Genomic DNA, 23,688 nt, shown 5'->3' with positions numbered 1-23,688 from the left:
GTGAGAAGAGTGCGTCGATCGTTCGTTAATAAGATCAATGTCGATATATTATCTTGCAAACTATGCATTCAGGTGTATTTTTGTGAGGCGTTTCGCATTAACTAAGTGATATGACACTCACTTTCAACAAATATTTAACATTCGATTTAATTCAGAGTATCCATCCCGCCGATTCTTACCTAATATCGATGCGTCCATAAAGGACGGAACACGCAATAAAAGGCCAGAAGAGCCCAACAACACAGACAGGATTAAAACATGGTAGATCAGGTTAAAGTCGCAGCCGACGAACAGGCTCCGGCTGAACAGTCGCTACGGCGAAATCTCACAAACCGGCATATACAGCTTATTGCGATCGGCGGCGCTATCGGCACCGGGCTGTTTATGGGCTCCGGCAAAACCATCAGCCTCGCAGGTCCGTCGATCATTTTTGTTTATATGATCATCGGCTTTATGCTGTTTTTCGTGATGCGCGCAATGGGTGAGTTGCTGCTGTCGAACCTCGAATATAAATCATTTAGCGACTTCGCCGCCGATCTGCTGGGACCGTGGGCGGGGTACTTTACCGGCTGGACCTACTGGTTCTGCTGGGTGGTGACCGGGATGGCGGACGTAGTAGCGATCACTGCCTACGCGCAATTCTGGTTTCCGGGCATTGCCGACTGGGTCGCTGCGCTGGCGGTAGTATTGCTGCTGCTGAGCCTCAATCTCGCGACGGTAAAAATGTTCGGCGAGATGGAATTCTGGTTTGCGATGATCAAAATCGTTGCCATTGTTGCGCTGATTATTGTGGGCGTGGTGATGGTGCTGATGCACTTCAAATCGCCGACGGGCGTTGAAGCCTCGTTCGCGCACCTGTGGAATAACGGCGGCTGGTTCCCGAAAGGCATCAGCGGTTTCTTCGCCGGTTTCCAGATTGCAGTCTTCGCCTTTGTAGGGATCGAACTGGTTGGCACAACGGCGGCAGAAACAAAAGATCCGGAGAAATCCCTGCCGCGGGCGATTAACTCCATTCCGCTGCGCATTATCATGTTCTATGTCTTTGCGCTGATCGTCATTATGTCGGTAACGCCGTGGAGCTCGGTCGTCCCGGATAAAAGCCCGTTTGTGGAACTGTTTATGCTGGTCGGTATTCCGGCGGCTGCGAGCATCATCAACTTTGTAGTGCTGACTTCTGCCGCGTCGTCGGCGAACAGTGGTGTCTTCTCAACCAGCCGTATGCTGTTTGGTCTTGCGCAAGAGAAGATGGCGCCGAAGGCGTTCGCGACACTCTCTAAACGCGCGGTGCCGGCAAAAGGGTTGACCTTCTCCTGTATCTGCCTGCTGGGCGGCGTGGTGATGCTCTACGTGAACCCGAGCGCGATTGCCGCGTTCACCATGATCACTACCGTATCGGCCATTCTGTTTATGTTTGTCTGGACGATCATTCTCTGCTCGTACCTGGTTTACCGTAAACAGCGTCCGCATCTGCACGAAAAATCGAGCTACAAAATGCCGCTGGGCAAATTGATGTGCTGGGTGTGCATGGCCTTCTTTGCTTTCGTACTGGTGCTGCTGACGCTGGAAGCGGATACCCGTGAAGCGCTGATCGTCACGCCGCTGTGGTTTATTGTGCTGGGCGCGGGCTGGCTCTATGCCGGTAAAAAACGTCTGGCTGACCGTCAGCCATAAAAAAAGAGCCGCAAAGCGGCTCTAAACTTCCATGAATCAAGGGCGCTCTTTTGGGCGCCTTTTATTATTCGCCTGCGAGGGCACGCGGAAACAGGTTATTGTTTTCCAGACTGATGTGTTCCATCAGGTCGTCAATTAACAGATTGATGCCGTTATACATGGCTTTCCAGGTGGTACAGGCTTCCGGCGGCGGCGTGACGTTGTTGGTGATGTGCTTAATCACTTCCAGCAATTCACCGGCTTCATCGTGTTCACTCTCCATCACCGTGATCGGCCCCATGGCCTGCGAACCCATGCCCTGCTTGATCATCGGGAACAGGATCTGCTCCTCTTTCATCATATGGCTGGAAAGCTCCTGGTGCAGCATCGTCAAATATTTGGTTAACCCGCGCGGGACATTCGGTTTATCGGCATGCACGCGCTCTACTTTGGTGGCCTGCAAAATCAGCTCCGGCAGTTGTTCACGGTGGTGATTATGGTAACGCACGATAATGTGGTCGATGATTTCCGAAAGTGTGGCAACGCGCCAGTCTTTCTCGATGGGCTGTTCGGCCAGTTTTGCCAGTTCGGCTTCAATCACATCAATATCCAGCTCTTTGCGCGCCGCAGAGCGGCCGAGCGTCTGCTTACCGCCGCAGCAGTAGTCCATATCATATTGACGGAACAGTGCGGAGGCGCGGGGGATTGAGAGCGCCAGCTCACCCAGGGGTTGATCGCGGAAAGCCATAGCAGTTACCTCATCGTGAAATTATAAGATGTATTTTAAATGCATCTTTAAGCCGATGATATACCCCTTTCGGGGTGGGGACAAATCGGCTTATGCCTTTATTGCGCGAAAAACAGTGATATCCGTCACAAAAAATCTTTCGTGTTTAACATGTTGAATGCAGGTAATTTTATTGAAAAATTTTAGATAGAGTTTTGTACCGAGATTAAACAACTACGTAACGCTGCCGATACAGAGACTCAGACCATTCCCTGTATCAAATAAAGGCCTACGATGTTCAAGCGTATTAAAGTTATTACCTTATTAATTATGGTGTTGCTCGTACTGGGTGCGATGCAGATTATCTCTGCCGGCGTGTTTGTCAGCGCGCTGAATAATGACAAAAACAACTTTAACGTTTCTCAGGTTTCCAGCCAGAACGTTTCTGAATTCACTGATGCCTGGATCAGCCTCAACCAGGCGCGCGTCACGTTGAACCGCGGCATGCTGCGTTTACAGAGCAGTACCGCCAGCCAGATCAATGGCGGGCAACTGAGCGAGCTGGCCAACACCGCGACCGACTTGCTGAATCAGGCGCAAAAGCATTTTGAAAAATACAAAGCGATGCCGGACACGCCGGGGCTGGATGAAAATCTCTCCAGCGACCTGGAAAAACAGTACGGCATTTACCATGCGACGCTGACGGAAATGAATCGCCTTCTGTTGGCGGGTAAGCTGGAAGATATGTTCCGCCAGAACGCTGAAGCGAAACAGGTTGCTATGCAGAAAAGCTACCGCGCATGGCGTGATGCTCAGGCTGTACTGGCGAACCAGGGCGTGATCGAAAACGAGAGCGATTACCAGCGCATCCTGTGGATTCTGGGCGTCGTCATGGTCGTTGTTCTGGCGGTGATCATCATCAGCTGGATGGCGATGCAGCGTGTACTGCTGAAACCACTGCATGAAGTGATGGGACATATCCGCCACATTGCGGCAGGTGATTTGACGCACGCGATCGATGCCGAAGGCAAAAACGAGATGGCGTTGCTGGCGCAAAACGTGCACGAGATGCAGCAGTCGCTGGTGAAAACCGTCAGCGTGGTTCGCGATGGCGCCGATACCATTTATACCGGCGCGGGCGAAATCTCTGCCGGTAGCAACGATCTCTCTTCCCGTACCGAGCAGCAAGCCGCTTCGCTGGAAGAGACTGCGGCCAGTATGGAGCAACTGACGGCAACGGTGAAACAGAACGCCGACAACGCCCGTCAGGCGACACAACTGGCGTTGAACGCCTCAAGTACGGCGAAAAAAGGTGGCCAGGTTGTGGATGGTGTGGTGCGTACGATGGATGAAATTGCTACCAGCTCCAGCAAAATCGCGCAAATCACCAACGTGATCGACGGCATCGCCTTCCAGACCAATATCCTGGCGCTGAACGCGGCGGTTGAAGCCGCCCGTGCCGGTGAGCAAGGCCGCGGTTTCGCCGTCGTTGCTGGTGAAGTTCGTACGCTGGCACAGCGCAGCGCGCAGGCGGCAAAAGAGATCAAAGGGCTGATCGAAGATTCCGGCAGCCGCGTCGATGCAGGCGCTGCGCTGGTACATGAAGCCGGAGAAACGATGAAAGAGATCGTCAGCGCGGTTACCCGCGTGACGGATATCATGGGTGAAATCTCATCGGCTTCGGATGAGCAGAGCCGCGGTATTGACCAGGTGGGTCAGGCCGTTGCTGAGATGGATCGCGTTACTCAGCAGAACGCCTCGCTGGTGGAAGAGTCTGCCGCCGCTGCCGCCGCACTGGAAGAGCAGGCTGCACGCCTGACGGAAACAGTAGCGGTATTTAAAGTCAACCGCAGCCGCAGCGTACGCACGCCTGCGCTGGTAAAACCGGGCAGCAAATCGCAGGCGAAAGCCGCAGAGAGCTTTAGCGAAGCGAACTGGGAAACCTTCTAAATCCTCGCTTCAGACTGAGCAAACCCGGCGCATAATGCCGGGTTTTTTTATTCCTGTTGTACCGGAATGACGCTCGCTTTTTGCGGTTTTGACAGCACGGCCATCACCACGCCACACACCAGCAGCACAATGCCGCAAAAGGTGAGCAGCGGCGGGATGCTCTGGCGCAGCAGGAAGGTATACAGCAGCCCGGCCAGCGTTTCGAAAACAATCAGCGGGCCGACAATTACCGTTGGCAGACGCTGGCAGGCAATATTCCAGCATAGCGCGCCCACCCACGAGCAGAGCACGGCAATGGCAAACATCAGCACGATAAACACCAGTGGATGCGGGCCGAACGGCAGGGAAAAATCGGGCTGCTGCACGCCGAGCCACAGACAGGCGGCGAGATAACCGACCAGCGAGACGGGCAACGTGACCAGCGCCTGCGCCGTCGCCCACATCATCGGATTTTTATCCGGATTCTCCCGCAACCAGCGGGCGTTACGCAGGGCATACCACGCCCAGCAGCCTACCGAGGTAAATGCCAGCGCGATCCCCGTACCGTAACGACGCCAGGTGAAATCCGGCAGGCCATGGCGCAGCTCGGCGATATTGACGCACAACAGGCCGATCGCGATGCAGGCGAGCGCGGGTGCCAGCCGAAGCCAGGAGAGTTTGCCGTCCCGCTGGCTGTAAAGCAGGTTGGCGCACACCGGAATCACCACCGGCAGGGTGGCGATGATCATGGTCGATACCGGAGCACCAGTGCGCTGGATGGCGCTCGCCAGGCAGACGTAATAAATCAGGTTGCCCATCATCGTCAGCGCCAGCGCAGTCATCCAGTCGCTGCGCGTTAACTGGCGCAGACGTACGCGCCCAAGCCACGCCAGCGGCAGGGCGATCAGACCCAGTGCCAGATAACGGCCGGTGGATTGCAGTACCGCCGGATAATCCGGCACAATCAGCGGCCCAACGAAAATTAATCCCCACAGCAGCCCGGCAAGCAGGGCATACAACACACCACTAATCATCATTCCATCCACGTTTACATTGGCTGTCGCCAGTGTAGGGAAGCGAGGGTGCGGAATATTGTATGAGATTGCGCATTAACGGCGGGCGACTTGCTTCTGGTAGCGCACCGGAGTGATGCCGTAGCGGTGGGTAAAGGCGCGTGTCAGATGCGATTGATCCGTCAGCCCGGTCATGGCGGCGACATCCGCAGCGGGCATGCCCTGGGTGAGAAATGCTTTTGCCCGCCACAGGCGGATCGCCATCAGCATCTGATGCGGCGTAACGTGGAAGTGGGCCTTGAACTGGCGCTGAAAATGGTACGGGCTAAGCGCGGCAACGCTTGCCAGCTCGTCCAGCGTCAGGCTGTGCATATAGTTGTCGTGCAGATAGTCGCGCACGCGTTCAAAACGGTGTGCGCCTTCCGGGCGCTGCGGCGCGTGATGCGCCAGCGGGCGAAAAGTATCGATCAGATCCAGCAAAATGCTTTGCTGCGCCAGTGGATCGTCGGTGTGCCACAGGCCATGGATCTGTGTGCAGATCTGCCTGGTGCGCAGCGGATCGTGACGCATTACCTCGCTGAACCACCAGTGGCGGACGCCGGTCACCTCTTCGAGCAACTGCGGATCGAGATAGACCATGCGATAACGCCAGCCATCGTCGGCTGCGGCTTCGCCGGTGTGCAGCTCGTCGGGGTTCATGGTGACCACGGAATTGACCGGAGCGACATACTGCGTGCCGCGATAGCGGAAGCGTTCGGCACCGGCTTCAATGGCGCCAATACCAAACGCTTCATGGGTGTGGGGTTCGAATGCGTACCGGGAGATATGCGCGTGGTACAGCTCAACGCCCGGCACTTTCGCCAGGTGGCGAAAGCGGGCGCGATCTCGCTCATCGTTAAACTGCTCTGGTACGCCTTCCACAATGCATCTCCACGCGGGTCATTGCTGCATTATTCAGGATGACCCGGCGGCAAGCTACAAAAATTAACCAATATTTAACCGTTACGCCAGGGCGTTAACGCTGTCAGCGATCGGTGTGGTCGGGCGGCCAATCAGCTTGCTGAGCGTTTTGCTGTCGTCAAACAGACCGCCTTTTGCGGCTCCGGCATCGGAATCCGCCAGCAGATTAGCAAACACGTCCGGCAGGCCTGCACCTTTCAGCGCGGCGGCGAAATCTGCCTCGCTCAGATTCTGGTAGACGATGTTTTTGCCGCTGGCTTTGCTTAACAGGGCAGCCAGTTCACTCAGCGTCCAGCCATTGTCGCCCGCCAGTTCATAAACTTTCCCGGCATGACCCTCTTCGCTGATCACACGAGCCGCAGCGGCAGCATAATCCGCGCGGGTCGCCGAAGCGATTTTGCCGTCGCCTGCGGCACCGATAAAGACGCCGTGCGCCAGTGCAGCCGGTGCGCTGGCAAGGTAGTTTTCGCTGTACCAGCCGTTGCGCAGCAGTGCATACGGAATGCCTGATTCAGCGAGCATTTTCTCGGTTTCAACATGTTCGACGTGCAGGCCGAGCGGGGATTTATCCGCATGCAGCAGGCTGGTGTAGGCGATAAATTTCACCCCGGCGGCTTTAGCGGCGTTGATCACATTGCGGTGCTGCGCGGCACGCTGGCCCACTTCGCTACTGGAGATCAGCAGCAGTTTATCGACGCCTGCCAGCGCCTGCGTTAGCGCGGCCTGGTCGCCGTAGTCGGCCTGACGCACCAGTACACCCTGTTTGCTCAACGCTTCGGCTTTCGCCGGGTTACGGACAATGGCGACAATCTGTTTTGCCGCGACGGTTTTCAGCAGCTCTTCTACCACAAACTGGCCCAGTTGGCCGGTCGCGCCGGTAAGTGCGATCATGGTGTTCTCCTTACGTGTTTAGTGAGTGTTGTGGTAAGCTATCATCCACACTAACTTTTAGTAAGTACGTACAAAAAGGTAAGTATGAAAACAGCTTCTGCCCCCCGGACCCTGAGTGAACTGGTACGCGACGGCAATTTGTTCGCCGAGCAGTGTCCGTCGCGGGATGTCCTCAAACATGTAACCAGCCGCTGGGGCGTGTTGATCCTCGTGGCGCTGCGCGATGGCACGCACCGTTTTAGCGATCTGCGCCGCAAGATGGGCGGCGTCAGTGAAAAGATGCTGGCGCAAAGCCTGCAATGGCTGGAGCAGGATGGTTTTATTAACCGCGTCGCATACCCGGTTGTACCGCCGCATGTGGAGTATAGTCTGACCCCGCTTGGCGAGGAGGTCAGCGAGAAGGTTGCCGCGTTGGCGGACTGGATAGAACTGAATATTCCGCAGGTGCTGGCGCATCATGCGAAACAGGTGGCGTAAGTCCGGTAAGCGTTAGCGCCACCGGGAAGATGCCGATGGCGCTGTGCTTATCAGGCCGACAAAAGCCTGGTCTCCCGGATTGGGTTAATCACGACTTGTTTAAATCGATGCTATAAATCGCAAAGCCGATGTCGTCGTTCCCCACTTTTTGCATCGGATAACGCGCGTTCTGTTTAATAAACGCGGCGGCTTTCTCCGTTGGCGCGGTTTCAAAACGAATATCCAGCTTGTGGCTTGCGTGAACCGGTGCCAGTTGCCAGTTGTTATCGGCGGCGGGATGGATTTCCCCGACGCGCTTCGTTTCATCGCTGATCCACTTTGCCAGCACGGCGCGGTTTTCATCCGGCGAAGCAAACGCGATATGGCTGTCGCCCGTTCCGGCAAACTTACCGCCATAGGCGCGGTAATTATTGGTGGCGACGAGGAAAATCGCGTTCGGATCGATGGGTTTGCCGTTAAACGTCAGATCCTTAATGCGTTCCGCCTGCGGGTTTATGCTCTGGCATTCGCCGTCGTAACGCGCAGGCTGTGTCACATCGATCTGATAGTTCACGCCGTCGATAACATCGAAGTTATAGGTGCGGAAACCGTCCCAGTTAATCAGGCTTTGCGGCTTATCGCTGTTGGGATCGATTTGATTGAACTGCCCGGCAGAGCACTCCAGCCACTCTTTCACCTCTTTACCGGTCGCTTTTACCACCACCAGCGTGTTGGGGTAGAGGTAGAGATCGGCGGCGTTACGGAACGTGAGCTGACCTTTTTCCACCTCAACAAAACTGGCCGGATCGTTTTTACGCCCGCCTGCTTTAAACGGCGCGGCGGCAGAGAGCACCGGCAGTTTTGCCAGATCCGGATCGCCCTGAATAAAGTGCTCCACGTAGGCTTTTTGCGCGTTATTCACCACCTGTACGGTCGGATCGTCCTGCACCAGCGACAGGTAGCTGTACATGTTGTCGGCCGATTGACCAATTGCCTTCCCCACAAAATGACGCGTGGCATCGTGATCGTGTTTGAGGATCGCGACCAGCTTGCTGTCTTCACCGACGAGGGCTTTTTTCGCCGCAGCGTCGTAAATGGGGCGCGCTTCGGCTCTGGATTGCGTCACCTGCCATTTGCCGGAATCGTTGTTCAGCACCAGATCGACCACGCCGAGATGGTCGCCCCACATGCCTGGCATCACCGACGGAATACCGTTCAACGTGCCTTTGCTGATATCCGCGCCTTTGATGGCGGCAAAATCTTTACCCGGGAAGACGGCGTGAGCGTGACCAAACAAAATGGCATCGACGCCCGGCACTTCACTCAGGTAATAAACGGAGTTTTCCGCCATCGCCTGGTACGGCTCCGCCGACAGCCCGGAGTGCGCCACCACGACCACCAGATCGGCACCTTTGGCACGCATTTCCGGCACGTAGTGACGCGCGGTTTCGGTGATGTCATTGACCGTCACTTTGCCGTTAAGGTTGGCTTTATCCCACACCATGATTTGTGGTGGCACAAAGCCGATATAACCGATGCGCAACGTGTGGGTTTGGCCCTCTTTATCCTGCACGGCGGTCTCTTTAATCAGGTAAGGCGTGAACAGCGGTTTTTTGCTTTTTGCATCAATAATATTGGCATTCACATAAGGGAATTTCGCCCCCGCCAGCGCTTTGTGCAGGTAATCAAGGCCGTAGTTGAATTCATGGTTGCCGAGGTTACCCACGGCGTAATCAAGGGTATTCATCGCCTTATAGGCCGGATGAATTTCTCCCGCTTTAAGCCCCTTTGCCGCCATATAGTCGCCCAACGGGCTACCCTGGATTAAGTCGCCGTTATCCACCAGAACGCTGTTTTTGACTTCGCCCCGCGCGGCGTTGATCAGGCTGGCAGTGCGCACCAGTCCGAATTTTTCCGTCGCGGTATCTTTGTAGTAATCAAAATCCATCATGTTGCTATGCAAATCAGTGGTTTCCAGAATACGTAAATCCACCGTTGCTGCCTGCACGCTGGCCGCAATCAGCGTCGCCAGAAGCGTTGCACTAAACTTAATCATCAGAGGCATCCTTTTTCGATCTAAGCCACAAAAGAAATTGTTATGTACATTTTGTTGCTTACAGAACTGTGAATACTGCCATAAAAGTGAGCAAAGAAAACGCAATCGCTATCACAGATGGCGGATTCCGGTGCAATGCGATATAAGTAAAACAACGAGTTACAAACCACTGAACAGATAAGAGGTGGATATGTTAGATGCAATTTGCCAACTCGCGCGGGAAGCGGGTGACGCCATTATGCAGGTATATGATGGTCACAAACCGATGGAGGTCACCAGCAAGGTCGATGATTCCCCGGTAACCGCCGCAGATATTGCGGCCCATGGCGTGATTGTGCGCGGTTTGCAGGCGCTGACACCGGATATTCCGGTGCTCTCGGAAGAGGATCCACCCGCGTGGGAAATCCGCCAGACATGGGGACGCTACTGGCTGGTGGATCCGCTGGACGGCACCAAAGAGTTTATCAAACGTAACGGCGAGTTCACTGTCAATATCGCCTTGATTGAAAAGGGAAAACCGGTGCTGGGCGTGGTCTACGCGCCGGTACTGAAAGTGATGTACTCTGCCGCTGAAGGCAAAGCGTGGAAGGAAGAAGCGGGGCATCACCAGCAGATTCAGGTGCGCGATGCGCGTCCGCCGCTGGTCGTAGTGAGCCGCTCCCATGCCGACGATGAACTGAAAGAGTATTTGCAGCAGTTAGGCGAACATCAAACTACGGCGATTGGTTCATCGCTGAAGTTCTGCCTGGTTGCGGAGGGGAAAGCGCAGCTCTATCCGCGTTTCGGGCCAACCAGCGTCTGGGATACGGCGGCAGGGCATGCTGTTGCGGTAGCCGCCGGGGCGCATGTTCACGACTGGCAGGGGCGTGCACTGGATTACACCCCGCGTGAATCCTTCCTCAACCCCGGCTTTCGGGTCTCTATTTACTGAGTAACTTGTGCAGCAGGTCGATCACCTGCTGCACTTCTTGCTGGCTCAACCCACCGTCTTTAGCAAACTGCACGCGGCCTTCTTTATCCAGCACGATAATCGCAGAACTCTCTTCGTCCAGTTGCCACGCTTTGCGCGTCACGCCTTCGCTATCGACAATAAATTGCGACCAAGGATAGAGCTTCTTGTTGCTCTCAATGCTGCTGCGCACAAACATAGCGCTGCCCGGAATGGCATCATCGGTGTTGACGATGGTGGTGGTTTGATAGCGGTCATGGGGCAGATTTGCGGCTTTGATCGCTTCAATCAGCCCGGCATTCTTCTCTTTAGCGGAGGTGCGACCAGCAATATGCTGTACAACCCGCACTTTGCCTGGAAGCTGGGCGCTGTTCCAGTTTTTATAGCTAAACTTTTCATTATCAAGAATCAACTCCCCTCTGTCGGCAATGCCCACAGGCGGCACGCGCTGATTGGTTTCGAAGTTATGGGCTGAAGCCATCAGCGGCAGTAACAGGCATGTCGCTGCCAGGATAGAACGTAGGGTCATGGTGTTTCCTTATCGTTATGCAGGTGATCCGACCACTTGAATTACGGTTTTAATCATAAGTGCGATCGATATGTTTTTCCCGCAAGCAGGATGCCAGTTTGCGGGCGGACGCACATATCTGTGAAAAAAAGTGGCTTTATACTGCGCAGATTAAGGGACTGAAAAGAATATTCTGAATAATTGTCATCAAAAGGTAAATAAAGTTATTCACACTATGTATGAGTGAGGTTCTGAACTATAGTCATTGAGCATTAAAATTTGCGCTCATCAACGCTGGTCCGATTGTGGTACCGCAAGGGCGTAATGCTTTACAGGAGAAACAAGAATGAAAATTTTCCAGCGTTACAACCCACTTCAGGTGGCTAAGTACGTAAAAATCCTGTTCCGTGGACGGTTGTATATCAAGGACGTTGGCGCTTTCGAGTTCGATAAGGGTAAGATCCTTATCCCGAAAGTGAAGGACAAACAGCATCTGTCTGTGATGTCCGAAGTCAACCGTCAGGTTATGCGTCTGCAAACTGAGATGGCTTAACCAACCCGTTGTGCTATGCAGTAGTTTAAGTACTAAAAAAAACGGCCCCACAGGGGCCGTTGATATTTCTGCAGGCGATTATGCCGCGCCTTTATCTTCCGCGTCGGGTAGCTTCGGTGTCAGCACCGCCGCGCGAGTGTCGATACGGGTAACCAGCAGCTGATCGATGCGATAGTTATCGATATCCACCACCTCAAACTTGTAGCCGGAGAATTTCACCGCATCGGTGCGCTTCGGGATCTTACGCAGCATAAACATCATAAAACCGCCGATGGTTTCATAGTTGCCGGACTGCGGGAATTCATCGATATCCAGCACGCGCATCACGTCATCAATCGGCGTGCCGCCATCTATCAGCCATGAGTTTTCATCACGGGCGACAATCATCTCTTCCAGCCCCTGGCCGATCAGATCGCCCATCAGCGTGGTCATCACGTCATTAAGGGTGATAACCCCGACCACCAGCGCGTATTCGTTCATGATCACCGCGAAGTCCTCACCGGCGGTTTTGAAACTTTCCAGCGCTTCCGACAGGGTTAAGGTGTCCGGCACGATCAGCGTGTTGCGGATCTGCACGCCGCTGTTGAGCGCCATGCTTTGATTCGCCAGCACGCGGTTGAGCAAATCTTTGGAATCGACATAGCCGACAATATGGTCGATATCACCATTACAGACCAGAAATTTAGAATGCGGATGTTCGGAGACTTTGTTTTTCAGGCTCTGCTCATCTTCATGCAGATCGAACCAAATCACGTTTTCGCGTGAAGTCATTGACGACGGCACGGTGCGTGACTCCAGCTCAAACACGTTCTCAATCAGTTCATGTTCCTGTTTACGCAGCACCCCGGCTAAAGCACCGGCTTCCACAACGGCATAAATATCGTCGGAGGTGATGTCGTCTTTGCGCGCCATCGGCAGTTTGAAAATGCGGAAGATGACGTTGGCCAGGCCGTTGAAGAACCAGACCAGCGGGCGGAAAACGAACAAGCAGAAGCGCATCGGGTTGATGATACGCAAAGCCACGGCTTCGGGCGCAATCATACCGATGCGTTTCGGTGTCAGGTCGGCGAACAGGATAAACAGCCCGGTCACCAGCGAGAAGGAGATAATAAAGCTGAGCTGTTCGGCCAGCTCCGGGGAAACCACGTTGATCAACATGCTGTGAAAAACGGGCGAGAAGGCCGCATCGCCGACGATACCGCCAAGAATGGCGACGGCGTTAAGGCCAATTTGCACCACCGTAAAGAAGGTGCCGGGCGTTTCCTGCATTTTCAGAATGCGTTGCGCGTTGATGTTGCCTTCATCGGCAAGCAGTTTGAGCTTAATTTTTCGCGATGCGGCGAGTGAAATCTCTGACAACGAGAAAAACGCACTTACCGCGATCAGACAGAGTATGACTAAGATGCTGTTTAACATAATTTATCCAGCTGTTAACCGGATCCTCGGAAGGGGTTTTGAATATCCATGTGGTAAACACAATGAAAGCCGGCCCGAAGCGGTGAGCCGGCAATTTCGAGGGGTAGTATAGCGTAAGCCTGTCGCAAGCTGCCAGAGGCTTAATTTTCGCCGAATTGCCTGAGAATTTCCTTATGGTTTTACGGGTTAAGCTGCGGCGGTAAACAAACCCCAATCCCACCGATACCGCAGTATCCATGCGGGTTTTTATACAGATACTGTTGGTGCTCATCTTCCGCGTAGTAGAACGGCGTTGCGGATTTGATCTCCGTGGTGACGGTTCGCGCATCTCCGGCGCTGCGCATGGCCGCCTGGAAGCGTTCAAGGCTGGCGCGCGCTGCGGCGTTTTGCTCTGGCGTCAGCGGGTAGATCGCGGAGCGGTACTGGGTGCCAAGATCGTTACCCTGACGCATTCCCTGTGCCGGATCGTGGTTTTCCCAGAACATCTGCAACAGCTGCTCGTAGCTCACCACTTTCGGGTCGTATACCACGCGCACAGCTTCGGCATGGCCGGTCTGTCCGGTGCACACTTCACGGTAGGTCGGGTTTGGCGTATAGCCGCCGGTGTAACCCGCAGCGGTGCTGTAGACGCCCGGTAACTGCCAGAACAGGCGCTCTACGCCCCAGAAACAGCCCATAGCAAACAGCGCAATCTCCATACCTTCCGGAACATGGCTCATTGAATGCTCGTTAACAGCGTGTAAACTGGCGACTGGCATGGGTGTATTGCGTCCGGGCAATGCATCTGACTGAGAAACAAGGTCTTTTTTATTGAAAAAGCTCACGGTGATACCTCCCGGCGAGAGTAATTGCGGTTAGGGTTGTGTTGCGGCGTGTGTTTTAACACAATAAACATCACAAATCAGGCTAGATTTAAACATAAGAAATTTTGGGCTAGCCGTCCGTTTTTCAACCTGCATTAGCGGGTTTTTATCAGCCTGTGTTCTGCATAAAAGCCTACCAGGCTCAGCGCGGAGTTGCGCTTACGTTTCCTTCCAGAGGTGGGAACAAGGATATTCAGGAGAGAACGTGCCAAAGATCCGTCTTTTATGTTTTACCGGTTTGTTGCTGGCGAGTGAAACGGCTTTTGCCGCGAATGTACGATTACAACTGGAGGGATTAACGGGCGAACTGCAAAAAAACGTGCGCGCTCAGTTGTCCACTATCCAGAGTGATGAAGTGACGCCGGATCGGCGTTTTCAGGCACGTGTTGATGATGCTATCCGCGAAGGGTTGAAAGCCTTAGGCTACTACGAACCTACCATTGATTTCGAACTGCGGCCGCCGCCAGCAAAAGGGCGCCAGGTATTGATTGCCCGCGTCTCTGCGGGCGAACCGGTGTTGATTGGCGGCACCAATGTGATCCTGCGCGGCGGCGCACGTGACGACCGCGATTACCTGGCGCTGCTCAAAAAGCGTCCCGCTATTGGCACTGTGCTGCACCATAACGATTACGACAATTTCAAAAAATCCCTCACCAGTGTGGCGCTGCGCAAAGGCTACTTTGACAGCCAGTTCATTAAAAGCCAGCTTGGCGTCGCGCTCGATCGCCACCAGGCCTTCTGGGATATCGACTACGACAGCGGCCAGCGTTACCGCTTTGGCGCGGTGACCTTTGAAGGTTCGCAAATTCGCGATGAATATCTGCAAAACCTCGTCCCGTTTCATGAAGGGGATTACTACCAGACCCAGGATCTGGCGGAGCTGAACCGTCGTTTGTCCGCCACCGGCTGGTTTAACTCTGTTGTGGTTGCTCCGGAATTTGATAAAGCGCGTAAGACCAAAGTGCTGCCGCTGAAAGGCGTGGTGTCACCACGTACGGAAAACACCATCGAAACGGGGGTTGGTTACTCTACCGATGTAGGGCCGCGGGTTAAAGCGACGTGGAAAAAGCCGTGGATGAACTCTTACGGTCACAGCCTGACCACCAGCATGAGCGTCTCAGCGCCTGAACAGCAACTTGATTTCAGCTATAAAATGCCGCTGCTGAAAAACCCGCTGGAACAATATTATCTGGTGCAGGGCGGCTTTAAACGTACCGATCTGAATGATACTGAAGCGGATTCCACCACGCTTGCGCTGTCGCGCTATTGGGATCTCTCCAGCGGCTGGCAGCGGGCGATTAACCTGCGCTGGAGCCTCGACCACTTTACGCAGGCCAGCGTCACCAACACCACCATGCTGCTCTATCCCGGCGTGATGATCAGCCGGACCCGCTCGCGCGGCGGCCTGATGCCGACCTGGGGCGACTCGCAACGCTACTCGGTCGATTACTCCAACACCGCCTGGGGATCGGATGTCGATTTCCTCGTGTTGCAGGCGCAAAACGTCTGGATCCGCACGCTTTACGATCGCCACCGCTTTGTGGCGCGCGGCAATCTCGGCTGGATCGAAACCGGTGATTTCAACCGCGTACCGCCGGATCTGCGCTTCTTCGCCGGGGGCGATCGCAGTATTCGCGGTTACAAATACAAATCCATCGCGCCGAGAGATGATGACGGCAAGCTGATCGGGGCATCCAAGCTGGCGACCGGTTCGCTGGAGTACCAGTACAACGTGACCGGGAAATGGTGGGGCGCCGTATTCGTTGACAGCGGCGAAGCGGTCAGCGACATCCGGCGCAGCGATTTTAAAACCGGGACCGGCGTTGGTGTGCGCTGGGAGTCGCCGGTTGGGCCTATCAAGCTCGATTTCGCCGTGCCGGTCGGCGACAAAGATGAACACGGATTACAGTTTTACATCGGTCTGGGGCCAGAATTATGAGTTTATGGAAGAAAATCAGCCTCGGCGTACTGGTGTTTATCCTGCTGCTGCTGGCAACCGTAGCCTTTCTGGTGGGTACTACCAGCGGGCTGCATCTGCTGTTTAACGCAGCGAACCGCTGGGTGCCGGGGCTGGAAATCGGCCAGGTTACCGGCGGCTGGCGCGATCTGACGCTGAAAAACCTGCGCTACACGCAGCCTGGCGTGGCAGTTAAGGCCGGGGAGATCCACCTTGCGGTCAAACTGGGTTGCCTGCGTAACAGCAGCCTGTGCGTCAACGATCTGTCGCTGAAAGAGATTAACGTCGCCATCGACAGCAAACAGATGCCGCAGAGCGCGCCCGTAAAGGAAGAGGAGAGCGGGCCGCTGAATCTCTCCACGCCCTATCCGATTACCTTAAGCCGGGTGGCGCTGAACAATGTAAACATCAAAATCGATGACACCACGGTATCGGTGATGGATTTCAGCACCGGGCTGAACTGGCAAGAAAAGAACCTGACGCTAACGCCGACCTCGCTGAAAGGGTTGCTAATTGCGCTGCCGAAAGTGGCCGATGTCGCGCAAAAAGAGGTGGTGGAGCCGAAGATCCAGAACCCGCAGCCGCAGGAAAAACCGCTGGGCGAAACGCTGAAAGCGCTGTTTGACAAACCGCTGCTGCCGGAAATGACCGATGTGCACCTGCCGTTGAACCTCAATATTGAGGAGTTCCGCGGCGAACAGTTGCGTCTGACCGGCGACACCGATCTTCTGGTCAGTAGCCTGCTGTTGAAAGTCAGCAGCATCGACGGACAGATGAAGCTTGATGCGCTGGATATCGACTCCAGCCAGGGTACGGTCAACGCCACCGGCAGCGCGCAACTGCATGATAACTGGCCGGTGGATATCACCCTCAACAGCACGCTGAATATCGATCCGCTGAAGGGTGAGAAGGTGAAGCTGAAAGTCGGCGGCGAAATGCGTAAGCAGCTTGAGGTTGGCGTGAATCTCTCCGGCCCGGTTGATATGGTTTTACGGGCGCAAACGCAGCTTGCCGAAGCGGGATTGCCGCTCAACCTTGAGTTGACGAGCCAGCAACTTTACTGGCCGTTTACCGGGACAAAACAGTTCCAGGCGGACGATACCAGACTGACCTTTTCCGGCAAAATGACCGATTACGCACTGTCGTTCCGTACGGCGGTGAAAGGACAGGATATTCCCCCGGCAACCATCACGCTGGACGGTAAAGGTAACGCGCAGCAGATCAGCCTTGATAAGTTGACCGTCGCCGCGCTGGAGGGGAAAACCGAGCTGAAAGCGCTGCTCGACTGGCAGCAGGCGATCAGCTGGCGCGGCGAACTGACGCTTAACGGTATTGATACGGCAAAAGCCTTCCCCGAGTGGCCGTCAAAACTGAACGGCCTGATCAAAACCCGTGGCAGCCTGTACGGCGGGAGCTGGCAGATGGATGTGCCGGAGCTGAAGCTCAGCGGCAACGTGAAGCAAAACAAAGTGAGCGTTGACGGGCAACTGAAGGGCAACAGCTATTTGCAGTGGACGATCCCAGGCCTGCATCTGGCGCTGGGGAAAAACAGCGCCGATATCAAAGGCGAGCTGGGGGTTAAGGATTTGAACCTCGACGCTAACATTGATGCGCCGGGTCTGAATAATGCGTTGCCGGGCCTCGGTGGAACGGCGAAAGGCGTGGTGAAAGTGCGCGGTACGGTCGATGCGCCGCAAGCGCTGGTGGACATTACTGCCAATGCGCTGCGCTGGCAGGAGCTGTCTGTCGCCCGCGTTCGCGTTGAAGGAGATGTTACGTCCAGCGATCAGATCGCCGGGAAACTCAACGCGCGCATTGAGCGTATCGCCCAACCGGGCGTGAACCTCAGCCTGGTGACGCTGAATGCCGACGGCAACGAAAAGCAGCACAAGTTGCAGTTGCGCGTGCAGGGCGAGCCGGTCTCCGGGCAGTTGAATCTGGCCGGAAGCTTCGATCGCCAGCAGCAGCGCTGGAAAGGGACGCTGAGCGATACCCGCTTTACCACGCCAGTTGGTCCATGGTCGATCAACCGGCCAATCACCCTTGATTACCGTAATCTGGAACAGAAAATCGCTATCGGCCCGCACTGTTGGCTGAACCCCAACGCCGAACTGTGCGTGCCGCAGACCATTGATGCAGGTGCGGAAGGGCGGGCGGTAGTGAATCTGAACCGCTTCGATCTGGCGATGCTGAAACCGTTTATGCCGGATACCACACAAGCGAGCGGCGTATTCAGCGGTAAGGCGGATGTGAGTTGGGACACCACCAAAGCGGGCCTGCCGCAGGGCGAGGTGACGCTTTCCGGGCGCGGCGTGAAGGTCACCCAGGAGGTGAATGGCGCACCGCTGCCGGTGGCGTTCGATACCCTGAACCTGAATGCGCAGCTCCGTAACAATCGTGCCGATCTCGGCTGGTTGATTCGCCTGACGAACAACGGTCAGTTTGATGGTCAGCTACAGATTACCGATCCGCAGGGCCGACGTAATCTGGGCGGCAATGTGAATATCCGTAACTTCTCGCTGGCGATGGCCAACGCCATCTTTAGCCGCGGCGAGAAAGCGGCAGGGACGCTGAATGCCAACCTGCGGCTGGCGGGGAATGCACAAAGCCCGCAATTGTTCGGGCAACTGGGGCTGAATGGGCTGGATGTGGAGGGCAATTTTATGCCATTTGACATGCAGCCCAGCCAGTTGGCGATCAATTTCAACGGCATGAGTTCGACGTTGCAGGGCGTGGTGCGTACCGGGCAGGGGCAGATCAACCTCAGTGGGGATGCTGACTGGCGGCAACTGGATAACTGGCGCGCGCGCGTGGCGGCGAAAGGCAGTAAAGTACGCATTACTGTACCGCCGATGGTGCGGCTGGATGTCTCGCCGGATGTGGTATTTGAAGCTACGCCAAGCTTGTTTACGCTCGACGGAAATGTCGATGTGCCGTGGGCGCGCATTGTGGTGCACGATCTGCCGGAAAGCGCTGTGGGCGTCTCCAGCGATGAGGTGATGCTCAACAACGATCTGCAACCGGAGCAGCCAAAGAGCGCGTCGATTCCGATCAACAGCAATCTGACTGTCCACGTCGGCAATAACGTGCGGCTGGATGCTTTCGGTCTGAAAGCGCGGCTGACCGGCGACCTGAAAGTTGCGCAGGATAAGCAAGGTCTGGGGCTGAACGGGCAAATTAATATCCCGGAAGGGCGTTTCCATGCGTATGGCCAGGATCTGATTGTGCGCAAAGGCGAACTGCTGTTTTCCGGTCCGCCGGATCAACCGTTGCTGAACATTGAGGCGATCCGTAATCCGGACTCAACCGAAAACGATGTTATCGCCGGGGTTCGCGTCACCGGTACGGCCGATGAACCAAAAGCCGAGATCTTCTCCGATCCGGCGATGTCACAGCAGGAGGCGCTCTCTTATCTGCTGCGCGGGCAGGGTCTGGATAGCGAGCAGAGCGACAGCGCGGCAATGACTTCTATGCTGATTGGCTTAGGGGTTGCACAAAGTGGTCAGGTTGTGGGTAAAATCGGCGAGACATTTGGCGTCAGCAATCTGGCGCTGGATACTCAGGGGGTAGGCGACTCCTCCCAGGTGGTGGTCAGCGGCTATGTTCTGCCGGGTCTACAGGTCAAATATGGTGTAGGAATTTTTGACTCACTGGCGACTCTCACGTTACGTTATCGCCTGATGCCTAAGCTGTATCTTGAAGCGGTGTCTGGCGTAGATCAGGCACTAGATTTGCTCTATCAGTTTGAGTTTTAGCAATGCGAATATTTGTCTACGGCAGTTTACGACGCAAGCAGGGCAACAGCCACTGGATGACCAACGCTCAGTGGCTGGGGGACTTTTGCGTCGAAAATCATCAGCTGTATAGTCTGGGGCATTACCCGGGGGCTGTTCCGGGCGAAGGAAACGTGAAGGGCGAAGTTTATCGCATCGATGCGGCAACGCTCGGCGAGCTGGATGCTTTACGTACCGCAGGGGGCGAATACAAACGTCAACTGATCCAGACGCCTTATGGCAGCGCCTGGATGTATGTGTACCAGCGTTCGGTTGAGGGAAGAACCTTGATTGAAAGCGGTAACTGGCTTGACAGGGAACTGTACCAGAAGTAATCAGTCATAGAGAGCCGCGCCACAGGGCGCGGTTTTTCTTTTTGTGGGCCACAGGAATTTTTCGTCTGCTGGCACCCGACCAACGCTTAATACAGATCGTTGCACTGTGCAGGTCGGATAAGGCATTTCATCGATGCGCAGCCATAAAAAAAGCCCCGGGCGCATAATGCGTACCGGGGCTTTTTTTATTAAACCGTATTATTTTTTGGCAGCGCGTTCGAAGGAAGCAACGATTTCCGCTTTCGCGGCTTCAGCGTTGTCCCAGCCGTCCACTTTCACCCATTTGCCTTTTTCGAGATCTTTGTAGTGCTCGAAGAAGTGGGTGATCTGCGCTTTCAGCAGTTCCGGCAGGTCGTTCACATCTTTAATGTGATCGTACTCTTTGCTCAGTTTGGTGTGCGGAACAGCAACCAGTTTCGCATCTTCGCCGGATTCGTCGGTCATTTTCAGTACGCCAACCGGACGGCAGCGGATCACAGAGCCTGGCTCCAGCGGGTACGGCGTCGGCACCAGCACGTCAACCGGGTCACCATCCAGGGAGAGGGTGTGGTTGATGTAACCGTAGTTGCACGGATAGAACATCGCGGTGGACATGAAACGGTCAACGAACAGCGCGCCGCTTTCTTTGTCAACTTCGTATTTGATCGGGTCAGCGTTGGCCGGGATTTCGATAACCACGTAGATATCTTCTGGCAGATCTTTACCCGCCGGGACGTTCAATAAGCTCATGTTTGTTTCCTTTAAAATGTGTGGCAAACAAGTGCCGGGTATTATAGCCAACTGGCGGTGAATGTCTTGGCCTGTTTTAACTTACGCACACATTTTCAGAGCGTTTCGCATTCCCTTTTTATGACCGTTTTATCCATAACAATAGCAGCATACTGAATAATTTTGTGGAAGCGATTACAGCGTAATTTTTCACCTCATTGCAACAGTTAAATTTCCGTAAGATCAAGAGCGGATTTAGGGTACATAAGAGTGCGTCATTTCGCGCGCCAGATCTCAACTGGCAATCAACAATTCATTCACTTTTCCGATTTGTGATGTAACGCATTCTGTTACATCGCGGTTTGTCTATAGTTTTCCTCGCAGGTGAAGTTGTAGCCAACAATAACCCTACGAGGATGCTCTTATGTGGAAGCGCTTACTTCTTGTCACAGCAGTTTCGGCAGCCATGTCGTCTATGGCGATGGCCGCCCCTTTAACCGTAGGATTTTCGCAGGTCGGATCAGAATCCGGCTGGCGAGCCGCTGAAACCAACGTCGCGAAAAGCGAAGCCAGCAAACGCGGCATTACGTTGAAAATCGCCGACGGTCAGCAAAAACAGGAAAACCAGATCAAAGCCGTACGTTCGTTTATCGCTCAGGGCGTGGACGCGATCTTTATTGCACCAGTGGTGGCAACGGGCTGGGAGCCGGTACTGAAAGAAGCGAAAGACGCCAAAATTCCGGTGTTCCTGCTCGATCGCTCCATCGATGTTAAAGATAAATCGCTCTATATGACCACCGTCACCGCCAACAACATTCTTGAAGGCAAGCTGATTGGCGAATGGCTGGTGAAAACCGTGGCTGGCAAACCGTGTAACGTCGTCGAACTGCAAGGCACCGTCGGTGCCAGCGTGGCGATCGATCGTAAGAAAGGGTTTGCCGAAGCGATTTCTACAGCCCCCAACATTAAGATCATCCGTTCGCAATCCGGCGACTTTACTCGCAGTAAGGGTAAAGAGGTGATGGAGAGCTTCATCAAGGCGGAAAACAACGGCAAAAACATTTGCATGGTTTACGCCCATAACGATGACATGGTGATTGGTGCGATTCAGGCGATCAAAGAAGCGGGCCTGAAACCGGGCAAAGATATCCTGACCGGCTCCATCGACGGCGTGCCGGATATCTATAAAGCAATGATTGACGGCGAAGCCAACGCCAGCGTCGAACTGACGCCGAACATGGCTGGCCCGGCGTTCGACGCGTTAGAGAAATTCAAAAAAGACGGCACCCTGCCGCCGAAGCTGACCATCACCAAATCCACGCTCTATCTGCCGGATACGGCAAAAGAGGAGCTGGAGAAAAAGAAAAATATGGGTTACTGAGTCGCGAAAACCCTCTCCCCAGCGGGGAGAGGGTAACGGTTTAAGGGGTCGACAATGAACGCGGAAGCACACCAGGAAATCCTGCGTACCGAAGGCTTAAGTAAATTCTTTCCCGGCGTAAAAGCGCTCGATAACGTGGATTTCAGCCTGCGGCGTGGCGAGATCATGGCGCTGCTTGGGGAAAACGGTGCCGGGAAATCAACGCTGATTAAAGCGTTGACCGGCGTTTATCATGCGGATAAAGGGGCTATCTGGCTGGAAGGTCAGCAGATCAACCCCAAAAATACCGCCCATGCACAGCAGCTCGGCATCGGTACCGTGTACCAGGAAGTGAACCTGCTGCCGAATATGTCGGTGGCGGATAACTTATTTATTGGCCGCGAACCGCGGCGTTTTGGTTTGCTGCGGCGCAAAGAGATGGAAAAACGCGCGACCGAGCTGATGGCATCTTACGGTTTCTCGCTGGATGTGCGCGAGCCGCTCAACCGTTTCTCGGTGGCGATGCAACAGATCGTCGCGATCTGCCGCGCCATCGATCTGTCAGCCAAAGTGCTGATCCTCGATGAACCGACTGCCAGCCTGGATACCCAGGAAGTGGAGATGCTGTTTACGCTGATGCGTCAGCTTCGCGACCAGGGTGTCAGCCTGATTTTCGTCACTCACTTTCTCGATCAGGTTTATGAAGTTAGCGATCGTATTACCGTGCTGCGTAACGGCGGTTTTGTTGGCTGTCGCGAAACCCGTGAGCTGCCGCAAATCGAGCTGGTGAAAATGATGCTGGGCCGCGAACTGGACAGCAACGCGCTTCAGCGTGCCGGTCGTACGCTACTGAGCGATAAACCGGTTGCGGCGTTCAGCGGCTTTGGCAAAAAAGGCGTAATCGCGCCGTTTGATCTGGAAGTTCGCCCCGGCGAAATCGTCGGCCTGGCCGGGCTGCTGGGTTCCGGGCGCACTGAAACCGCCGAAGTGATTTTTGGCATCAAACCCGCCGACAGCGGTAGCGCGATCATCAAAGGTAAAAGCCAGACACTCCGTTCACCGCACCAGGCTTCGTGCCTGGGGATCGGTTTTTGCCCGGAAGATCGCAAAACCGACGGCATTATCGCGGCGGCCTCCGTCCGTGAAAACATTGTGCTGGCGTTGCAGGCGCAGCGCGGCTGGCTGCGGCCGATTCCGCGCAAAGAGCAAAACGCGATTGCCGAACGTTTCATCCGCCAGCTGGGGATCCGCACGCCGAGCGCTGAGCAGCCGATTGAGTTTCTCTCCGGCGGCAACCAGCAAAAAGTGTTGCTCTCGCGCTGGTTGCTGACCCGGCCTCAATTTCTGATCCTCGATGAACCGACGCGCGGTATCGACGTCGGCGCGCACGCTGAGATCATTCGTCTGATTGAAACCCTCTGCGCCGATGGTCTGGCGCTGCTGGTTATCTCCTCTGAACTGGAGGAGCTGGTGGGCTATGCGGATCGCGTGATTATCATGCGCGATCGCAAACAGGTGGCGGAGATCCCGCTCGCAGAGCTGTCGGTTCCGGCGATCATGAATGCCATTGCGGCGTAAGGAGTA

Annotated in this window: 19 protein-coding genes; 10 read left to right on the top strand and 9 right to left on the bottom strand. The window is 54.9% G+C overall.

The annotated features are described in order from the left end of the window. Nucleotides 1-258: 258 nt before the first annotated feature. Nucleotides 259-1,671, top strand: coding sequence for a D-serine/D-alanine/glycine transporter (gene cycA, locus Y71_RS24530; RefSeq protein WP_007372774.1), 1,413 nt, complete (start codon nt 259-261; stop codon nt 1,669-1,671). Between the two features lie 64 nt (nt 1,672-1,735). Here the strand turns inward: cycA and ytfE are convergent, their stop codons facing one another. Then, nucleotides 1,736-2,398, bottom strand: a complete 663-nt coding sequence (ytfE, locus tag Y71_RS24525; RefSeq protein WP_007372775.1) for an iron-sulfur cluster repair protein YtfE — start codon at nt 2,396-2,398, stop codon at nt 1,736-1,738. A gap of 273 nt (nt 2,399-2,671) precedes the next feature. On the opposite strand from ytfE, the gene Y71_RS24520 reads away from it, so the two are divergent. Further along, nucleotides 2,672-4,327, top strand: a complete 1,656-nt coding sequence (locus Y71_RS24520; RefSeq protein WP_007372777.1) for a methyl-accepting chemotaxis protein — start codon at nt 2,672-2,674, stop codon at nt 4,325-4,327. Nucleotides 4,328-4,374: 47 nt separating this feature from the next. Here Y71_RS24520 and Y71_RS24515 read toward each other — a convergent pair whose 3' ends face one another. The 3 genes from Y71_RS24515 to Y71_RS24505 all read right to left on the bottom strand — a co-directional run bounded on the left by Y71_RS24515 (nt 4,375) and on the right by Y71_RS24505 (nt 7,170). Beyond that, nucleotides 4,375-5,340 carry a DMT family transporter gene (locus tag Y71_RS24515; RefSeq protein ID WP_007372778.1) on the bottom strand — a complete coding sequence of 322 codons (966 nt, stop codon included), beginning with the start codon at nt 5,338-5,340 and terminating at the stop codon, nt 4,375-4,377. 75 nt (nt 5,341-5,415) lie between these two features. Next, complete coding sequence (locus Y71_RS24510) at nt 5,416-6,240, bottom strand: AraC family transcriptional regulator (protein ID WP_007372779.1); 825 nt, start codon at nt 6,238-6,240, stop codon at nt 5,416-5,418. A gap of 81 nt (nt 6,241-6,321) precedes the next feature. Further along, nucleotides 6,322-7,170: an SDR family oxidoreductase gene (locus tag Y71_RS24505; RefSeq protein WP_007372780.1), complete on the bottom strand. Its 849-nt coding sequence runs from the start codon at nt 7,168-7,170 to the stop codon at nt 6,322-6,324. Between the two features lie 84 nt (nt 7,171-7,254). On the opposite strand from Y71_RS24505, the gene Y71_RS24500 reads away from it, so the two are divergent. Continuing rightward, the gene (locus tag Y71_RS24500) at nt 7,255-7,647 is read left to right on the top strand and encodes a winged helix-turn-helix transcriptional regulator (RefSeq protein WP_007372781.1); all 393 of its coding nucleotides are present in this window, start codon (nt 7,255-7,257) and stop codon (nt 7,645-7,647) included. An 88-nt stretch (nt 7,648-7,735) separates the two neighbouring features. On the opposite strand, the gene Y71_RS24495 is transcribed toward Y71_RS24500, so the two are convergent. Next, nucleotides 7,736-9,682, bottom strand: coding sequence for a bifunctional 2',3'-cyclic-nucleotide 2'-phosphodiesterase/3'-nucleotidase (locus Y71_RS24495; protein ID WP_007372782.1), 1,947 nt, complete (start codon nt 9,680-9,682; stop codon nt 7,736-7,738). Between the two features lie 190 nt (nt 9,683-9,872). Between Y71_RS24495 and cysQ the strand changes: the two genes are divergently transcribed. Next, complete coding sequence (gene cysQ, locus Y71_RS24490) at nt 9,873-10,613, top strand: 3'(2'),5'-bisphosphate nucleotidase CysQ (protein WP_007372783.1); 741 nt, start codon at nt 9,873-9,875, stop codon at nt 10,611-10,613. Here cysQ and Y71_RS24485 read toward each other — a convergent pair. After that, nucleotides 10,603-11,160 (bottom strand): YtfJ family protein, encoded by a 558-nt coding sequence (locus Y71_RS24485; protein WP_007372784.1) that lies wholly within the window; start codon nt 11,158-11,160, stop codon nt 10,603-10,605. The two genes, cysQ and Y71_RS24485, sit on opposite strands and share 11 nt — an antisense overlap. Before the next feature lie 325 nt (nt 11,161-11,485). Between Y71_RS24485 and Y71_RS24480 the strand changes: the two genes are divergently transcribed. Further along, nucleotides 11,486-11,692, top strand: coding sequence for a DUF1107 domain-containing protein (locus tag Y71_RS24480; RefSeq protein WP_003856054.1), 207 nt, complete (start codon nt 11,486-11,488; stop codon nt 11,690-11,692). Nucleotides 11,693-11,770: 78 nt separating this feature from the next. On the opposite strand, the gene paeA is transcribed toward Y71_RS24480, so the two are convergent. Both paeA and msrA read right to left on the bottom strand, forming a co-directional pair. Next, nucleotides 11,771-13,108: a polyamine export protein PaeA gene (paeA, locus tag Y71_RS24475; protein ID WP_007372785.1), complete on the bottom strand. Its 1,338-nt coding sequence runs from the start codon at nt 13,106-13,108 to the stop codon at nt 11,771-11,773. Between the two features lie 179 nt (nt 13,109-13,287). After that, nucleotides 13,288-13,932 (bottom strand): peptide-methionine (S)-S-oxide reductase MsrA, encoded by a 645-nt coding sequence (gene msrA / locus Y71_RS24470; RefSeq protein ID WP_007372786.1) that lies wholly within the window; start codon nt 13,930-13,932, stop codon nt 13,288-13,290. A 244-nt stretch (nt 13,933-14,176) separates the two neighbouring features. Between msrA and tamA the strand changes: the two genes are divergently transcribed. From tamA to Y71_RS24455, 3 genes are read left to right on the top strand one after another with little or no spacing between them, the layout of a single operon-like run. Continuing rightward, complete coding sequence (gene tamA, locus Y71_RS24465; protein WP_007372787.1) at nt 14,177-15,910, top strand: autotransporter assembly complex protein TamA; 1,734 nt, start codon at nt 14,177-14,179, stop codon at nt 15,908-15,910. Further along, nucleotides 15,907-19,683, top strand: a complete 3,777-nt coding sequence (tamB, locus tag Y71_RS24460; protein WP_007372788.1) for an autotransporter assembly complex protein TamB — start codon at nt 15,907-15,909, stop codon at nt 19,681-19,683. The genes tamA and tamB overlap by 4 nt, the downstream gene beginning before the upstream one ends. Nucleotides 19,684-19,685: 2 nt before the next feature. Beyond that, a complete protein-coding gene (locus Y71_RS24455; RefSeq protein WP_035943051.1) occupies nt 19,686-20,036 on the top strand; it encodes a gamma-glutamylcyclotransferase family protein in 351 nt (116 codons plus the stop codon). 198 nt (nt 20,037-20,234) lie between these two features. On the opposite strand, the gene ppa is transcribed toward Y71_RS24455, so the two are convergent. Next, a complete protein-coding gene (gene ppa / locus Y71_RS24450) occupies nt 20,235-20,765 on the bottom strand; it encodes an inorganic diphosphatase (RefSeq protein ID WP_023478348.1) in 531 nt (176 codons plus the stop codon). 403 nt (nt 20,766-21,168) lie between these two features. On the opposite strand from ppa, the gene ytfQ reads away from it, so the two are divergent. Together ytfQ and ytfR are read left to right on the top strand one after the other, a co-directional pair. Further along, nucleotides 21,169-22,125, top strand: a complete 957-nt coding sequence (gene ytfQ, locus Y71_RS24445; RefSeq protein WP_035887016.1) for a galactofuranose ABC transporter substrate-binding protein YtfQ — start codon at nt 21,169-21,171, stop codon at nt 22,123-22,125. A 54-nt stretch (nt 22,126-22,179) separates the two neighbouring features. Next, nucleotides 22,180-23,682 (top strand): galactofuranose ABC transporter, ATP-binding protein YtfR, encoded by a 1,503-nt coding sequence (gene ytfR, locus Y71_RS24440; RefSeq protein ID WP_007372792.1) that lies wholly within the window; start codon nt 22,180-22,182, stop codon nt 23,680-23,682. The last annotated feature ends 6 nt before the right edge of the window (nt 23,683-23,688 follow it).

This window comes from Kosakonia radicincitans DSM 16656, assembly GCF_000280495.2.
In the GTDB taxonomy this organism is placed as follows: domain Bacteria; phylum Pseudomonadota; class Gammaproteobacteria; order Enterobacterales; family Enterobacteriaceae; genus Kosakonia; species Kosakonia radicincitans.
Note: the sequence above shows the minus strand (reverse complement) of the source record. Positions and strands in the feature narration are given on the sequence as shown.

Excerpts from the sequence above, each read along its gene's own strand:
- cycA (WP_007372774.1), top strand. The coding sequence starts at position 259 with ATGGTAGATCAGGTTAAAGTCGCAGCCGACGAACAGGCTCCGGCTGAA.
- Y71_RS24500 (WP_007372781.1), top strand. The coding sequence starts at position 7,255 with ATGAAAACAGCTTCTGCCCCCCGGACCCTGAGTGAACTGGTACGCGAC.
- ytfQ (WP_035887016.1), top strand. The coding sequence starts at position 21,169 with ATGTGGAAGCGCTTACTTCTTGTCACAGCAGTTTCGGCAGCCATGTCG.
- ytfE (WP_007372775.1), bottom strand. The coding sequence starts at position 2,398 with ATGGCTTTCCGCGATCAACCCCTGGGTGAGCTGGCGCTCTCAATCCCC.
- Y71_RS24505 (WP_007372780.1), bottom strand. The coding sequence starts at position 7,170 with ATGATCGCACTTACCGGCGCGACCGGCCAACTGGGCCAGTTTGTGGTA.
- Y71_RS24480 (WP_003856054.1), top strand. The coding sequence starts at position 11,486 with ATGAAAATTTTCCAGCGTTACAACCCACTTCAGGTGGCTAAGTACGTA.
- tamB (WP_007372788.1), top strand. The coding sequence starts at position 15,907 with ATGAGTTTATGGAAGAAAATCAGCCTCGGCGTACTGGTGTTTATCCTG.
- ytfR (WP_007372792.1), top strand. The coding sequence starts at position 22,180 with ATGAACGCGGAAGCACACCAGGAAATCCTGCGTACCGAAGGCTTAAGT.
- ppa (WP_023478348.1), bottom strand. The coding sequence starts at position 20,765 with ATGAGCTTATTGAACGTCCCGGCGGGTAAAGATCTGCCAGAAGATATC.
- paeA (WP_007372785.1), bottom strand. The coding sequence starts at position 13,108 with ATGTTAAACAGCATCTTAGTCATACTCTGTCTGATCGCGGTAAGTGCG.
- Y71_RS24495 (WP_007372782.1), bottom strand. The coding sequence starts at position 9,682 with ATGATTAAGTTTAGTGCAACGCTTCTGGCGACGCTGATTGCGGCCAGC.
- cysQ (WP_007372783.1), top strand. The coding sequence starts at position 9,873 with ATGTTAGATGCAATTTGCCAACTCGCGCGGGAAGCGGGTGACGCCATT.
- Y71_RS24515 (WP_007372778.1), bottom strand. The coding sequence starts at position 5,340 with ATGATTAGTGGTGTGTTGTATGCCCTGCTTGCCGGGCTGCTGTGGGGA.
- Y71_RS24455 (WP_035943051.1), top strand. The coding sequence starts at position 19,686 with ATGCGAATATTTGTCTACGGCAGTTTACGACGCAAGCAGGGCAACAGC.
- Y71_RS24520 (WP_007372777.1), top strand. The coding sequence starts at position 2,672 with ATGTTCAAGCGTATTAAAGTTATTACCTTATTAATTATGGTGTTGCTC.
- Y71_RS24485 (WP_007372784.1), bottom strand. The coding sequence starts at position 11,160 with ATGACCCTACGTTCTATCCTGGCAGCGACATGCCTGTTACTGCCGCTG.